Consider the following 15,023-nt stretch of genomic DNA (forward strand, 5'->3'; position numbering starts at 1 on the left):
GCCCGCTCGGGCGGCCCCTTCAGTCCAGGTAGCCCCTCAGCTGGTCGGCGAAGGCGTGGTCGCGGAGCTTGTTCAGCGTCTTGGACTCGATCTGGCGGATGCGTTCGCGGGTGACGCCGAAGATGCGGCCTATCTCCTCCAGGGTGCGGGGGCGTCCGTCGACGAGTCCGTACCGCAGCTGCACGACCTTGCGCTCCCTCTCCCCCAGCGTGGACAGGACCGCTTCCAGGTGCTCCCTGAGCAGCAGGAACGCCGCGGACTCGACCGGGCTGGTGGCGTCGCCGTCCTCGATGAGGTCGCCGAGGGCCACGTCGTCCTCCTCGCCGACGGGGGCGTGCAGGGAGACGGGCTCCTGGGCGAGCCGCAGCACCTCGCTCACCCGCTCGCTGGGCAGCTCCAGATGCGCGGCGACCTCTTCCGGGGTGGGTTCGTAGCCGCGTTCCTGGAGCATCCGGCGCTGGACGCGGATGACCCGGTTGATCAGCTCGACGACATGGACCGGGACACGGATGGTGCGGGCCTGGTCGGCGAGGGCGCGGGACATGGCCTGACGGATCCACCAGGTCGCGTACGTGGAGAACTTGTAGCCGCGGGCGTAGTCGAACTTCTCGACCGCCCTGATCAGACCGAGGTTTCCCTCCTGTACGAGGTCGAGCATGGTCAGCCCGCGGCCGACGTAGCGCTTGGCGACGGAGACGACGAGACGCAGATTGGCCTCGATCAGCCGCCGCTTGGCCATGCGCCCCATGACGACGAGCCGGTCCAGGTCGAGCGCCAGCCGGGTGTCCAGGTCGGGGGTGTTGAGGAGCTTCTCCTCGGCGAACAGGCCGGCTTCGACGCGGCGGGCGAGTTCGACCTCCTCGGCGGCCGTCAGCAGCGGGATGCGGCCGATCTCGCGCAGATACTGGCGGAACAGGTCGGAGGAGGGGCCACCGGTGTCGGCGCGGTCGCGCAGGGCTTCGACGGGTTCAGCGGGTTCGACGGCGTCGAGGGGCTCCTCGAGCTCGGACGGGCCCGGTGGTTCCGGCTCGGCCTCCGTCTCGGGGTGGTGCGCGAGCCGGTTCTGCGGCGGAACCGCCGGGAGGACGTCGGCCTCCGCGGCCGGCTCGGCGTTCAGGATGTCCGGTTGGGTGAGGGTCTGGGTCTGCACGGGGGGCGACCTCCAGGAATGTCGCTGCTTCAGGCGTGCGGCAGCGGTACGTCGGTGAGCGGAACCGCGGGGGTGTCGGACCCGCCGCCATGGGCGGGCCGGCCGCGCTCCGAGGACTCAGGCACCGGAACCCAGTGTGGAGTACGACACATCACCGCCACGAGGGTTGTGCGCCCACTTTTTGAGTCCGGTCCGTGACCGGGTGGTTACGCTGCCGCACGGGTGTGCGGTACGCCGCCTACAGCGCGGCCGCCCCCCGCTCCCGCAGCGCCTGGTCGTACTGCTGCAGTACCCACAGCTCGTTCTGCACGGCGGCCAGTTGGGCCGGGTCGCCGTGTGTGCCCAGACGGGTCAGGGTGGACTGGATGTCGCGGATCCGGCGTTCGACCGCGCGGCGGCGGACCGTGACGAGGACCGTGCTCGCGTACACCTCGTCCACCGTCCTGCGCATGATCGCCTCGACGGCCAGTTCCGTGACCATCGCGCGCACCGTGTCGTCGGGCGCCGCCTCGCGGACCCGGACCAGGTACTCCTGCGGGTCCTGCGCGCCCCACTCCGCGCCCCCCGCCTCCATGATCGCCTGCCGTACGGCCGCGTACGGCGCCGCCGTGAACTCGTCGACCCCGTAGGCGTCGAACGCGGGCGACACCAACTCCGGCCGCTGCAGGGCGAGTTTCAGCAGCTCGCGCTCGGTCGCGTAGACAGGGTTGCGAAGGGTGAGCGCCGGGCCGGAGGCGGCCGGGCGGGGCGCCGCCTCGTAGCGCTCCGCCGGGCGCGGTCCCGTCGGCGCCGGGCCCCTGCCGCCCCGGTCGCGCGCCCAACGGGCCAGCTGTGCCACCCGCTTGACCACGAACTGCGTGTCCAGGATGCCGAGCATGCCCGCGAGCTGGACCGCCACCTCGTGCTGCGCGCCGCTGTTCTTGATGCGGGCCACGACCGGCGCCGCCTCGTCCAGCGCGGCCGCGCGGCCCGCCGGGGTCTCCAGGTCGTAGCGGCCGACGATCTGGCGCAGCGCGAACTCGAAGAGCGGCGTACGCGGCTCCGCCAGGTCCGCGACCGCCTCGTCGCCCTTGGCGAGCCGCAGGTCGCAGGGGTCCATGCCGTCCGGCGCGATCGCGATGTACGTCTCGGCGGCGAACTTCTGGTCGTCCTCGAAGGCGCGCAGGGCCGCCTTCTGGCCGGCCGCGTCGCCGTCGAAGGTGAAGATGACCCGCGCGCTGCCGTTGTCCATCAGCAGCCGCCGCAGGATCTTGATGTGCTCGCCGCCGAAGGCCGTGCCGCAGGTCGCGATGGCCGTGGTGACGCCCGCGAGGTGGCAGGCCATGACGTCCGTGTAGCCCTCGACGACCACGGCCCGGCTGCTCTTCGCGATCTCCTTCTTCGCCAGGTCGATGCCGTACAGGACCTGGGACTTCCGGTAGATCGCCGTTTCGGGGGTGTTCAGGTACTTCGGGCCGGTGTCCGCCTCGTAGAGCTTGCGGGCGCCGAAGCCGACCACATCGCCGCCGATGTCCCGGATCGGCCACATCAGCCGGCCGCGGAAGCGGTCGATGGGGCCCCGGCGGCCCTCCTGGGACAGGCCGGAGAGGATCAGCTCCTTGTCGCTGAAGCCCTTGCCGCGCAGATAGCGGGTGAGGTGGTCCCAGCCCTGGGGGCTGTAGCCGACGCCGAAGTGGACGGCGGCGGCCTGGTCGAAGCCGCGCTCGGCCAGGAACTTCCGCCCCGCCTCGGCCTCCGGGCTCGCGTCGAGCTGCTCGGCGTACCACTGGGCGGCCAGCTGGTGGGCCTCCACCAGGCGGATGCGTTCGCCGCGCTGGTGAGTGGGGTTGTACCCGCCCTCCTCGTACCGCAGGGTGATGCCCGCGCGGGCGGCCAGGCGCTCGACCGCCTCCGAGAACGAGAGGTGGTCGACCTTCATCACGAACGTGATGGTGTCGCCGCCCTCCTGGCAGCCGAAGCAGTGGAACAGCCCCTTGCTGGGGCTGACCTGGAAGGACGGCGACTTCTCGTCATGGAAGGGGCACAGCCCCTTCAGGTTTCCCCCGCCGGCGTTGCGCAGCTGGAGGTACTCGGACACGACGGCGTCGATCGGGACAGCGTCCCGTACCGCCTTCACGTCCTCGTCGTTGATCCGTCCTGCCACGAGGAGATTCTACGGGGCAGAACTGACACGCCTCGGGCAAGCGAGACACCCCCCGGCGGGGGGGCCGGGGGTTGACCCCCGGGAATCACAGCACGGGGACGGTGTGACAGGGGCGGCGGCAGTGGACGGCGTCCGTCACGGGGCCAGGCTCTCCAACGGCACCCCCGGGTCCGACAACGCCTCCGGGTCCACCACCGTCCGCTCCCGGATCAGCTTCTGGATGCGGTCCGTGACATCCCACACATTCACGTTCATCCCGGCCAGCACCCTGCCCTCCTTGAGCCAGAAGGCGATGAAGTGCCGCTTGCCGGCGTCACCCCGGATGACCACCTCGTCGTACGTGCCGGGCGGCGCCCACCCCGAGTACTCCATCCCCACGTCGTACTGGTCGGAGAAGAAGTACGGCACCCGGTCGTACGTCACCTCGCGTCCGAGCATCGCGCGGGCGGCGGCCGGGCCGCCGTTCAGGGCGTTCGCCCAGTGCTCGACGCGCAGCCGGGTGCCGAAGAGGGGGTGGTGGAAGGACGCCACGTCACCGGCCGCGTAGATGTCGGGGTCGGAGGTGCGTAGTGACGCGTCCACCGCGATGCCGCCTCCTTGCGCGGGGTCCGCCAGCTCCAGCCCGGCCGCCTCCGCGAGAGCGACCCTGGGGGCCGCGCCGATCGCGGCGAGCACGTCGTGCGCGGGGTGCTCCTCGCCGTCGTCCGTGCGGGCGGCCAGCACCATGCCGTCCTGGCCGATGATCTCGGTGAGCCGCACCCCGAAGTGGAAGCGGACCCCGTGGTCGCGGTGGAGCTCCGCGAACAGCTCGCCCAGCTCGGGGCCGAGGACGTGGTGCAGCGGGGTCGGCGCGGACTGGATGACGGTGACCTCCGCACCGTACTCGCGGGCCGCCGCCGCGACCTCGAGGCCGATCCAGCCGGCGCCCGCGATCACGATGTGACCGTTGTCCCGGCCGAGGGCGGTGAGGACGCCCTTGAGGCGCTCGGCATGGGAGAGGCGGCGCAGATGGTGGACGCCCGCGAGGTCCGTGCCGGGGATGTCCAGGCGGCGGGGCTCGGCACCGGTCACGAGGAGCAGCTTGTCGTAGTGGACGAGCGTGCCGTCGTCGCCGAGGCGGACCGTCTTCGCGGCGCGGTCGACGGCGTCGACGCTCTGGCCGAGGTGCAGCTCGATGTCGTTGCGCGCGTACCAGGAGGGCTCGTGGACGAAGACGCTGTCGCGCTCCTCCTTGCCGAGCAGGTAGCCCTTGGACAGGGGAGGCCGTTCGTACGGGTGGTCGCGTTCGTCGCAGATCAGTATCACGCGGCCGCTGAAGCCCTCCGCTCGGAGCGTCTCGGCCGCCTTGGCGCCGGCGAGACCTCCTCCGACGATGACGAATGTCTGATCCGCGTCGACCACTTGATGCCTCCTCGTAAGGATGTCGCCACATGCGAGCCTCCCGCACGGGAGCGGGCTGCGGGAAGAGGGAGTGCCCCGATCAGGCCACGGAAGGGCACGACCGGCCGTCACGTGCCGCCGTCATGTACGGGTCATGACGAGTGATGCATGGGTCATGTGCCGGTCATGCGCGCCCCGTCAGCCGCGCGTGCAGGTGGCCGGCCGAGGCGTCCGTGAGCGAGGCGATCTGGTCGACGATCACCCGCTTGCGGGCGCGGTCGTCGGCGGCCTCCTCGAACAGCGCCCTGAACTGCGGGTCCAGTCCGTCGGGCGCGCGGGCGGTCAGCGCCTCGGCCAGTTCGGCGACGACGACGCGCTGGTCGGCGCGGATCCGCTCCTGCTCGGCGCGCTGCATCACGTACAGGTCGGCGACCGCCTTCAGGACCGCGCACTCCATGCGGGTGCTGCGGGGCACGACCAGCTCGGCGGCGTATCTGGTCAGGCGCCCGCTTCCGTACGCCGCCCGGGTCGCGCCCTCCGCCGCCAGGCAGAAGCGGCCGATGAGCTGGCTGGTGGCGTCCTTGAGGCGGCCCTGGGCGATGGCGGAGCCGTCGTACTCGCGTGGCCACCACTGCTGGGCGAGGAGCCGGTCGAGGGCTTCGGCCAGTTCATCGGGGTCGGTGTCCGCGGGCACGTACCGGCCGGCGGCGACGGCGAAGACCGCCTGCCGCTCCGGTTCGGCGTGCAGGCTGCCGGGGTCGACGTATCCGGCGTGCAGCCCGTCCTCGAAGTCGTGCACGGAGTAGGCCACGTCGTCGGACCAGTCCATGACCTGGGCCTCGAAGCAGGTGCGGTGGCCGGGGGCGCCCTTGCGGAACCAGTCGAAGACGGGGCGGTCGTCCTCGTACACGCCGAACTTCGCGGAGGCGGGGTCGGTGGGGTGGGCGCCGCGCGGCCAGGGGTACTTGGTGGCGGCGTCGAGGACGGCGCGGGTGAGGTTGAGGCCGACGCTGACGAGTTCGCCGGTGCAGACATTGGGGACGAACCGCTTGGGCTCGATGCGGGCGAGCAGGCGGAGGGACTGGGCGTTGCCCTCGAAGCCGCCGCAGTCGTGAGCGAACGCGTTCAGCGCCTGTTCGCCGTTGTGCCCGAAGGGCGGGTGGCCGAGGTCGTGGGAGAGGCAGGCGGCCTCCACCAGGTCCGGGTCGCAGCCGAGGGCGGCGCCGAGCTCGCGGCCGACCTGGGCGCATTCCAGCGAGTGGGTGAGCCGGGTGCGGGGGCTGGCGTCCCAGGCTTCACTCCTGGTGCCGGGGGTGACGACCTGCGTCTTGCCCGCCAGACGGCGCAGCGCGGCCGAGTGCAGCACTCGGGCGCGGTCACGCTGGAAAGCGGTGCGGCCGGGGCGTTTGTCGGGCTCGGCGGCCCAGCGCTCGGTGTCCGAGGCGTCGTACGCCGAGCCGTTCTCGCAGCGTGTGGGGGTCTCGTGGGCCTTCGGTGCGATCCCGTCCATGACCTGACAGTAATCGCAGCCACGGACAATCGGGATGTCGTCGTCCGTCTCTCGCCGGACCTCAGGCGTGCTTCAGGCCGATGCCAGCGCGGGTTCCGTGGCCGCCTCCGGGGTCGCGAGGGCCTGGTCGTAGCGGTGCAGGGCCAGGCGGGCCATCGCCGCGTGGGCGCCGAGGGGGGCGGCCGCGATCCACGGGGCGGCCTCGGCGCACTCCGTGTGGAAACGGCCGGGCGCGGTGAAGTACGAGGCGACGGCGACCCGGTGGCGGCCGCGGGCGGCCAGCGCACGCACCGCCTGGGGCACGGTGGGCGCGGCGGCGGAGGCGTACGCGGGGACGACGGGGACACCGAGGCGTTCGGCGAGGAGCTGGGCGGTGCGGCGGGTGTCGACGGCGGATTCGGGGTCGCGGGAGCGGCGGCGGCCAGCACCACCGCGCTGGTGCGGCGCAGGGCGCCGCTCATGCCGGCCGGCCAGCCGGCCTCGACCAGCCGGGCGTACAGGGTCTCCACGAGGAGCGGGTGCGGGCCGAGCGGGGCCGCCACGCGTGTGTGGGCGCGCGCCGCTGCCGCCGCCTCGGGGATGTCCTGCTTGACGTGGTAGCCGCGGCTGAGCAGCAGCGGTACGAGGACGGCGTGAGCGTCGCCGAGGGAGGCGAGGGTGTCGGGCAGCAGCGGCTCGTTCAGCTCGATGTGCCCGAGGTGCACCGGCAGGTGCGGGCGCAGCTCACGGACCCGTTCCATGAGGGTCCTCACCGTCGCCAGGGCACGCGGGTCGCGGCTGCCGTGCGCCACGAGGACGAGCGCGGGCGGGGCGGGACGCCGGCTGCCGTCGAGCGAGACGAGGCTGAGCTGACTGCCGAGCTGGCTGGTGATCCGGTTCATGAGCTGCGCCGTACTGTCGAGGTGGGCGCCACCGGGCGGCCGGCCGCCGGGGCGCAGGGGGGACTCGTCGGGTGGAAGGTTCGACGCCGTCATGCACCGATCCTGGCGGCAGCAGGTTGCCGCGCCGTTGCGCGGCCGTGACCGGCTTGTTTTCCGGCGTTTCACGGCGCGGGCGCGGACGGTGTGAGGGGGATCGCGAGAGGTGCGCGAACCGGATGGCTGTTCGCCGCGTCCCTCTTGGCATGCCGGGCATGAAGATCCGCAGACCGAGGCTGCCGCGCACGCGCGCCGGACAGCGCAGGGCCGTTCAGGTCCTGGCGGCGCTGTGCGTGCTGGCACTGCTGCCGGCCACCTGGTTGTACCTGACCACGGCCGACCGGCTGCGCACCACCGCGGACGTGCCGCGAACCGAGGTCGCCGTCGTCTTCGGCGCGGGCCTGTGGGGCGGCGAGCCGTCGCCTTACCTCGCCCATCGCCTGGACGTGGCGGCGGCCCTGTACCGGGCGGGCCGGATCAAGGTCGTCCTGGTCACCGGGGACAACAGCCGCAAGGACTACGACGAGCCGGACGCGATGCGCGCGTACCTGGCGCGGCACGGCGTACCGCGCGAGCGCGTCGTGACCGACTACGCCGGCTTCGACACCTGGGACTCCTGCGTCCGGGCGAAGAAGATCTTCGGTGTCGACCGGGCCGTCCTGGTCAGCCAGGGCTTCCACATCCGCCGCGCGGTCGCCCTGTGCCAGGCGGCGGGCGTGACGTCGTACGGCGTCGGGGTGGACGCCAAGCATGACGTGACCTGGTACTACGGCGGCACCCGGGAGGTCTTCGCGGCGGGCAAGGCGGCCCTGGACGTGCTGTTCCGCCCGGACCCGACGTTCCTCGGGCCGAAGGAGCAGGGGGTCACCAAGGCGCTGGCGGGGGCACGGGACTGAGCGTGGAGATCACGGACCTGACGCCCGCCGAGCGCCGCGTGTGGGAGGCCTTCCCGCTCGGCGAGGGCGTGGACTTCCGCGAGGACGAGGACGAGGACCCCGTCCAGGGCGCCTCATGGGGGCCCGAGCGGACCCTGCGGGCGGAGGTGCTGCGTGCGCTGCTGCTGGACGGGCCGGTGCGGGACGACCGGATCGCCGGACTGAAGGTGTGGGGCGCACGCATCACCGGGCGGCTGGACCTCAAGTACGGGACGGTCGAGCACTCCATCCGCCTGCGGTGCTGCCACTTCGATCAGGCGCCGGACCTGTACGGGGCGCGGATCGTCGCCCTGGTCCTGAACGACTCGGTGCTGCCCGGGCTGACGGCGGGGAACCTCCGCTCCGAGGGCGTCGTACGGATCACCTGCTGCCGCATCGCGGGTCCGGTGCGGCTGGCGGGGGCGAAGATCTCCAGCGCGTTCTTCGCCAACGCGGCCCGGCTGGGCACGCCCGACGACGAGACCCCCGAGGAGCCCGTCCTCCAGCTCAACCACGCCGAGGTGAGCACGGACGTGTGGGCCGCCGGGCTCGTCGCGCACGGCCAGGTACGGATGAACGGTGCCACCGTCGGCGGGCAGGTCAACCTCGAGAACGCCGAGTTGTACGCCCCTGGCGGGACCGCCCTGCACGCCGAGACCCTGACGGTCGGCACCGACCTGCACGCCAGGGGGCTACGTGCCCGTGGCCGGGTCAATGTGAGCGGGGCCCGGATTCCCCGCCACCTCAGTCTGACCGGGGCCCGTCTGTCCCACCCGGGCGGACAGGCCCTGCGCGCCAGCAGCAGTGTCGTCGGCGAGCTGTGGCTGCGCGGCGCCGCGCCCGTCGAGGGCGTCGTCAATCTGCGCGGCGCCCAGGTGGACCTGCTGCACGTGCCGCCGGAGGTGTGGCCCGGGCAGGTCCGGCTGGACGGGCTCGGTTACCGGGTACTCGCCCCGCACCTGCCCGCCGAGCGGCGGCTCCCGCTGCTGGAACGCGACACGGACGGCTATCTCCCGTACTCCTACGAGCAGTTGAGCACGGCCTACCGCACCGCGGGCGACGACGCCGCCGCCCGCACCGTCCAGCTGGCCAAGCTCCGCCGCCACCGGAGCACCCTGCCCCGGTACGCCCGGCTGTGGGGGTATGTGCAGGACGCCGCCGTGGGCTACGGCTTCCGCCCGATGCGGGCCGCGGGCTGGCTGCTGGTGCTGCTGTGCACCGGTACGCTCGCCTTCGCACTGCACCGTCCGCCCGCGCTGAAGCCGTCCGAGGCGCCCGGCTTCAACCCGTTCGTCTACACCCTGGACCTGCTGCTGCCGATCGTCGACTTCGGCCAGCAGGGGGCGTACGCGCCGCGCGGCTGGTACCAGTGGCTGTCCTACCTGCTGATCGCCACCGGCTGGGTGCTGGCGACGACGATCGCGGCGGGCGTCACACGCTCGCTGAACCGGCAGTAGGCCCGGGGCCGCGGACCTCACGCCGCCCCGGGGGCGGCGGGGAGGTCCTGGTCCCGGCCGTGTAACCGGCAACGCCCCGCCGCGTAACACGCCCGACGCACGCTGAGCGGCATGCAGACCACCTCGACGCCCACGCACTGCCCGTACTGCGCCCTGCAGTGCGGGATGAACCTCAATCCCACGCCCGAGGGGGGCGTCGAGGTGGCCGAGCGTGCCGACTTCCCGGTGAACCGGGGCGCGCTGTGCGGCAAGGGCCGTACGGCGCCCGAGGTGCTGTCGTCACGGGTGCGGCTGACGTCGCCGCTGGTCCGGTCCGGGGGCGAGCTCAGGCCTGCCACCTGGGAGGAGGCGCTGGACCGTATCGCCGGGGCGTTCTCGCGCGCCCGGGCGGAGCACGGGCCGGACGCGCTCGGCGTGTTCGGCGGGGGCGGGCTGACGAACGAGAAGGCGTACACGCTCGGGAAGTTCGCCCGGGTGGTGCTCGGCACCTCGCAGATCGACTACAACGGGCGGTTCTGCATGTCGTCCGCGGCGGCCGCGGGGACGAAGGCGTTCGGGCTCGACCGGGGGCTGCCGTTCCCGCTGGAGGACATCCCGAAGACCGGGTGTGTGATCCTCGTCGGCTCCAACCTCGCCGAGACGATGCCACCGGCGCTGCGGTATCTGACGGAGCTCAAGGAGAACGGCGGAACGCTGATCGTCGTCGATCCGCGGCGGACGCGGACGGCCGAGCAGGCGGATCTGCATCTGGCGCCGCGCCCGGGCACGGACCTCGCGCTGGCGCTCGGCCTGCTGCACCTGGTGGTCGCCGAGGGACGCACGGACGAGGCGTACATCCGGGAGCGCACCAGCGGTTGGGAGGAGGCGCGGGCGGCGGCGATGGCGCACTGGCCGGAGTACGTGGAGCGGATCACGGGGGTGTCCGTTCCGCAGCTCCGGGAGGCCGTACGGCTGTTCTGCGCGCCGGAGAACGCGATGGTGCTGACCGCGCGCGGGCCCGAGCAGCAGTCCAAGGGCACGGACACGGTGAGCGCGTGGATCAACCTGTGCCTGGCCACCGGGCGCGCCGGCCGCCCCCTGTCCGGCTACGGATGTCTGACCGGGCAGGGCAACGGGCAGGGCGGCCGGGAGCACGGCCAGAAGGCCGACCAGCTGCCCGGCTACCGCAAGCTGACCGACCCGGCGGCACGCCGGCACGTGGCGGAGGTGTGGGGCGTGCACCCGGACTCCCTGCCGGGCCCGGGCCGCAGTGCATACGAACTCCTCGACGCCCTCGGCACGGACATCCGCACGCTGCTGCTGATGGGCTCCAACCCGGTGGTGTCGGCCCCGCGCGCCGCGCACATCGAGGACCGGCTGCGCTCGCTGGACTTCCTCGCCGTCTGCGACGTGGTCCTGTCGGAGACGGCGGAGCTGGCGGACGTGGTGCTGCCGGTCACGCAGTGGGCGGAGGAGACGGGCACGACGACCAACCTGGAGGGCCGGGTCCTGCTGCGCCGCCGCGCGCTGACCCCGCCGCCCGGGGTGCGCAGCGACCTGGAGGTCATGCACGAACTCGCCGCCCGCCTGGGCGTGGAGAAGGGCTTCCCCACGGACCCGGAGGAGGTCTTCGAGGAACTGCGCCGAGCCAGCGCGGGCGGTCCGGCGGACTACTCCGGGATCACCTACCGCAGGCTGGCGGAGGAGAACGGGGTGTTCTGGCCGTGCCCGGCGCCGGCCGACAGCGCGGAGCCGGAGGGGCGCGCCGGTGTCGAGGGGGCGAGCGCGCTCAGTCCCTCGGGCGAACCGGCGCCCGGCGTCCGCCCCGGCACCCCCCGTCTCTTCCTCGACCGTTTCGCCACCGAGGACGGACGGGCCCTGTTCGCCGCCGTGTCCTACCGGGCGGTCGCCGAGGAACCCGACGACGCGTACCCGGTGCTGCTGACCACCGGGCGCGTGGTGGCGCAGTACCAGTCGGGGGCGCAGACGCGCCGTGTCGCGGAGCTGAACGCCGCCGCGCCCGGGCCGTTCGTGGAGATGCACCCGCGGCTGGCGGAACGGCTCGGCGCGTCGGAGGGGGACGCGGTAGCGGTGGTGTCACGGCGGGGACGGGCCGTCGCGCCCGCGCGGATCAGCCGTGCCATCCGGCCCGACACCGTGTTCATGCCGTTCCACTGGCCGGGCGAGGGCCGCGCCAACACGCTGACCAACCCCGCCCTGGACCCCACCTCGCGCATGCCCGAGTTCAAGGTGTGCGCGGTACGGCTGGAGCGCTTGGGCCAGGGCTCCGCGGAGTGAGGGCGGAGGTGGGCGTACGGGACGCGCTCGCCGCACTGTCCGGCGGTGGCGTGCCGTCGGTCGACGCGCTGCTCGGCAGGGAGGAGGTGGGCGCGCCGCCCGCTCCGGTGTTCTCCCGCGTCGGGTCGATGCCGACGGTCAGCGTCGCGACGAGGCCCGTCTCGGCGTCCCCGGTGACCGTCATCAGTCCGTCCCTGGCGCCGCCACCGCGGTAGACCGGGTCGTGCGCGAGCCGGGTACGGGTGCCGGTGTGCTGGGTGTACGGGGCCTTGGCGTACACCGCGTCGGCGTCGCCGTCGGGGAAGAAGAGCTGCCCGGTCCAGTTGACCCTGCCGCCCTTGTAGGTGCCGGCGGTCTTCTTGCCTCCGGTGTGCACCTTGACGTGGAGGTGCGGGGCGCGCCCCGTGTACCAGCCGGGGAAGATCGTCACGAACTCGACGACGCCGTCGGCGCCGGTCGTCTGGAAGCCGCGCAGGTACGTCGTGGGGGCGGTGCCGCTGGCGTGGCTCTCGGCGGGTGCCGTGCCGCCCGGGTGCACGGCGGGGAAGCCGGAGTGGTAGCCCCAGGCGTCGCACTGCCAGATCTCGACGGCCGCGTCCTTCAGGAGCGCGCAGGCATGGGGCTCGTCGCGCACGGTGAGCCGTACGGTGAGCGGGACCCCTTCCTTGCCCTCGGTGACGTCCCTGCGGAAGGGCGCGTCGGCCAGGTGGTACGGCCCTTGCGTGACGCTCGGGTTGAGCACGCACAGCTCCGCGCCGGGTGCCTTGTGGGCGTCCGGAGCGTGCCGGTGGGAGGACGAGCAGGCGCCGGTCCCCAGTCCCAGGACGGCTCCCACGGCGGCACCGCCCAGCCTGAGCGCACGCCGCCGGGTGAGGTCGCTATCGGTCATGGCCGGGACCCTAGGTGGCGCGGTGCGACGGTGAGTGGGGGCGCACGGGGTGGTCGCCCACACGAGGGACGGGAACGGCTCTTTCGCCAAGTGGCGGGCCATCAGCGGCGGGCGCGCCAGTCCCCGCTCTCGATGAGCTTGCCCCGCCGCCGCAGCCGGGTCGCGACCGCGGGGGCGGCCAGGTACACCCAGGCCCGTACGGTCCTGCCGTCCGCGGCGGTCACCTCCCGCTGCACCCGCTCGTAGAGGCTGCGCGGATCACCCGGCACGTACTCCTCGAGGCGGTCCAGCAGGACGAGGAGACCGTCGTACGCCTCGGGCCGGGCGGTGACGATCTCGCCGGTGACCGTGCCGCCGTCCGCGTCCGCCACCGCGTAGGGGTAGCCCGGCCCTTCGTACAGCACCGCGCCCGGCAGCAGGCCCGGTTCCTCGGAGCCGGTGCGGCCGTGCAGGAAGAGGGCGTGGTTGTGCTCCCCCGGGCGCAGCGTCCCGTAGACGAAGAACGGCAGTCTCACAGAACCGATTCTTCCCCCTCACACATCTCCCCTGCCGCTCCATGGACATGACATGCCCTGGACCCTTCAATCGGAGGGACGTCAGGGGGTTCCCCCTCCCCTGCCCTCCCCAATTGCGCCCCCGGGCGCCTTCCCTAGGAGACCGATGAGCCGGATACGGCCTGCCCGAGGTTCCCGTCTCACCGCGGCCGGCACCGCCGCGACCGCCGCCGCCCTGCTGGCCGCCGCGCTCGCCCCGGCCCCCACCGCCGACGCGGCCGCCAGACCCGGCCGGTCCACCGTGATCCGCGACGCCGCGGCGGTGCTGGCGCGCGAGGCCGCCCGCCTTGGCCTGACACCGGCGCAGGGCACGAGCGTACGGGACGTCGTAGTGGACCCGGACGGCAGCCGGCATGTGCGTTACGACCGGACGTACCGTCAGCTTCCCGTCGTGGGCGGCGACTTCGTACTCCACCTGGCGCCCGACGGGTCGTACCGCGGCGCCGACCGGGCCACCGGGCGGGACATCTCCCTGCCGACCATCACCCCGGCCGTGAAGGCCCCCAGGGCCGCCGACCTCGCCACCGCCGCGCTGCGCGCCGCGAACGCCGGGGAGTTGCTCAAGCACCTGACCGCCAGGCCGCAGCTCGTCGTCGACGCGCTGCACGGCGCGCCCCGGCTGGCCTGGCGCACCGAGGTCACCGGGCAGGACACGCTCGGCAATCCGGTCGCGCGCACGGTCGTCACGGACGCCGGCACCGGGCGGCAGATCGACGCCTGGGACAGCATCGAGACGGCGACCGGTGACGGCAAGTCCCTCTACAGCGGAACGGTTCCGCTTCAGACGACGCAGTCCGGGTCGGCGTACCAGCTCAAGGACCCCACGCGGGGCGACACGTACACGGGCGACGCCGAGAACAAGACCGACCTGTGCTTCCTCACCACCATCTGCGTCAGCCGCGCCCCCGCCACCCTCTTCTACGACTCCGACAACCACTGGGGTTCGGGCACGGTGTCGGACCGCTCCTCGGCGGCGGTGGACGCGCAGTACGGCACCGACGTGACCTGGGACTACTACAAGAACGTGCACGGCCGCAGCGGCATCGCGGGCGACGGCAAGGGCTCCTACAACCGCGTCCACTACGGCACGAACTACAACAACGCCTTCTGGGACGACAACTGCTTCTGCATGACCTACGGCGACGGTGACGGCACGACGCTCGGGCCGCTGGTGGCGCTGGACGTGGCCGGGCACGAGATGACGCACGGCGTGACGTCGAAGACGGCGGCGCTGGCGTACTCCGGGGAGTCGGGCGGGCTGAACGAGGCCACGTCGGACATCTTCGGCACGCTGGTGGAGTGGTACGCGAACAACGCCTCCGACCCCGGTGACTACCTGATCGGCGAGAAGATCGTCCGGTCGGGCTTCGGCAAGTCGGCTCTGCGCTACATGGACAAGCCGTCCAAGGACGGCAACTCGGCGGACTGCTGGAGCAGTTCGGTGGGCAAGCTGGACGTGCACTACTCGTCCGGCGTCGCGAACCACTTCGCGTACCTGCTCGCGGAGGGCAGCGGCGCCAAGACCATCAACGCTGTCGCCTACGACTCCCCCACCTGCAACGGCTCCACGGTGACGGGCATCGGCCGGGACAAGCTCGGCAAGATCTGGTACCGGGCGCTCACGGTCTACATGACGTCCTCGACGAACTACGCGGGCGCCCGCACGGCGACGCTGAACGCGGCGAAGGACCTCTACGGGGCGGGGAGCACGGAGTACAACGCGGTGGCGGCGGCCTGGAGCGCCGTGAACGTCGGCTGAGGGAAATGCGGTGGCGGGTCGGGTGCCGCCCTGCCTACGCTGCGGCACCCGACCGCCGTACCCCCACTGGAGA

9 protein-coding genes and 2 pseudogenes are annotated in these 15,023 nt (G+C 72.8%); 4 read left to right on the top strand and 7 right to left on the bottom strand.

All coding sequences use genetic code 11. The features are described from left to right. Window positions 1-19: 19 nt before the first annotated feature. The 5 genes and pseudogenes from N8I84_RS13505 to N8I84_RS13525 all read right to left on the bottom strand — a co-directional run bounded on the left by N8I84_RS13505 (window position 20) and on the right by N8I84_RS13525 (window position 7,064). Window positions 20-1,275, bottom strand: a pseudogene (locus N8I84_RS13505) (RNA polymerase sigma factor). A gap of 113 nt (window positions 1,276-1,388) precedes the next feature. Continuing rightward, window positions 1,389-3,293 (bottom strand): DNA primase, encoded by a 1,905-nt coding sequence (dnaG, locus tag N8I84_RS13510; RefSeq protein ID WP_263229766.1) that lies wholly within the window; start codon window positions 3,291-3,293, stop codon window positions 1,389-1,391. A 135-nt stretch (window positions 3,294-3,428) separates the two neighbouring features. Then, the gene (locus N8I84_RS13515) at window positions 3,429-4,694 is read right to left on the bottom strand and encodes an NAD(P)/FAD-dependent oxidoreductase (RefSeq protein WP_263229767.1); all 1,266 of its coding nucleotides are present in this window, start codon (window positions 4,692-4,694) and stop codon (window positions 3,429-3,431) included. Between the two features lie 163 nt (window positions 4,695-4,857). Next, window positions 4,858-6,183, bottom strand: coding sequence for a deoxyguanosinetriphosphate triphosphohydrolase (locus tag N8I84_RS13520; RefSeq protein ID WP_263229768.1), 1,326 nt, complete (start codon window positions 6,181-6,183; stop codon window positions 4,858-4,860). A gap of 72 nt (window positions 6,184-6,255) precedes the next feature. Then, a pseudogene (locus tag N8I84_RS13525) lies at window positions 6,256-7,064 on the bottom strand (sirohydrochlorin chelatase). A 251-nt stretch (window positions 7,065-7,315) separates the two neighbouring features. Between N8I84_RS13525 and N8I84_RS13530 the strand changes: the two are divergent. From N8I84_RS13530 to N8I84_RS13540, 3 genes are all read left to right on the top strand, one after another. Further along, window positions 7,316-7,996 carry a SanA/YdcF family protein gene (locus N8I84_RS13530; protein WP_390898888.1) on the top strand — a complete coding sequence of 227 codons (681 nt, stop codon included), beginning with the start codon at window positions 7,316-7,318 and terminating at the stop codon, window positions 7,994-7,996. Between the two features lie 2 nt (window positions 7,997-7,998). Then, window positions 7,999-9,471, top strand: coding sequence for a membrane-associated oxidoreductase (locus N8I84_RS13535; RefSeq protein ID WP_263229770.1), 1,473 nt, complete (start codon window positions 7,999-8,001; stop codon window positions 9,469-9,471). Between the two features lie 111 nt (window positions 9,472-9,582). Continuing rightward, window positions 9,583-11,748, top strand: coding sequence for a molybdopterin oxidoreductase family protein (locus N8I84_RS13540; RefSeq protein ID WP_263229771.1), 2,166 nt, complete (start codon window positions 9,583-9,585; stop codon window positions 11,746-11,748). On the opposite strand, the gene N8I84_RS13545 is transcribed toward N8I84_RS13540, so the two are convergent. Both N8I84_RS13545 and N8I84_RS13550 read right to left on the bottom strand, forming a co-directional pair. Then, window positions 11,696-12,637 (bottom strand): intradiol ring-cleavage dioxygenase, encoded by a 942-nt coding sequence (locus N8I84_RS13545; protein WP_263229772.1) that lies wholly within the window; start codon window positions 12,635-12,637, stop codon window positions 11,696-11,698. The two genes, N8I84_RS13540 and N8I84_RS13545, sit on opposite strands and share 53 nt — an antisense overlap. 101 nt (window positions 12,638-12,738) lie before the next feature. Continuing rightward, window positions 12,739-13,152: a gamma-glutamylcyclotransferase family protein gene (locus tag N8I84_RS13550; protein WP_263229773.1), complete on the bottom strand. Its 414-nt coding sequence runs from the start codon at window positions 13,150-13,152 to the stop codon at window positions 12,739-12,741. A 145-nt stretch (window positions 13,153-13,297) separates the two neighbouring features. On the opposite strand from N8I84_RS13550, the gene N8I84_RS13555 reads away from it, so the two are divergent. Further along, window positions 13,298-14,950, top strand: coding sequence for a M4 family metallopeptidase (locus N8I84_RS13555; RefSeq protein ID WP_263229774.1), 1,653 nt, complete (start codon window positions 13,298-13,300; stop codon window positions 14,948-14,950). Window positions 14,951-15,023: the final 73 nt, after the last annotated feature.

It is taken from the genome of Streptomyces cynarae, assembly GCF_025642135.1.
Classification (GTDB): Bacteria; Actinomycetota; Actinomycetes; order Streptomycetales; family Streptomycetaceae; genus Streptomyces; species Streptomyces cynarae.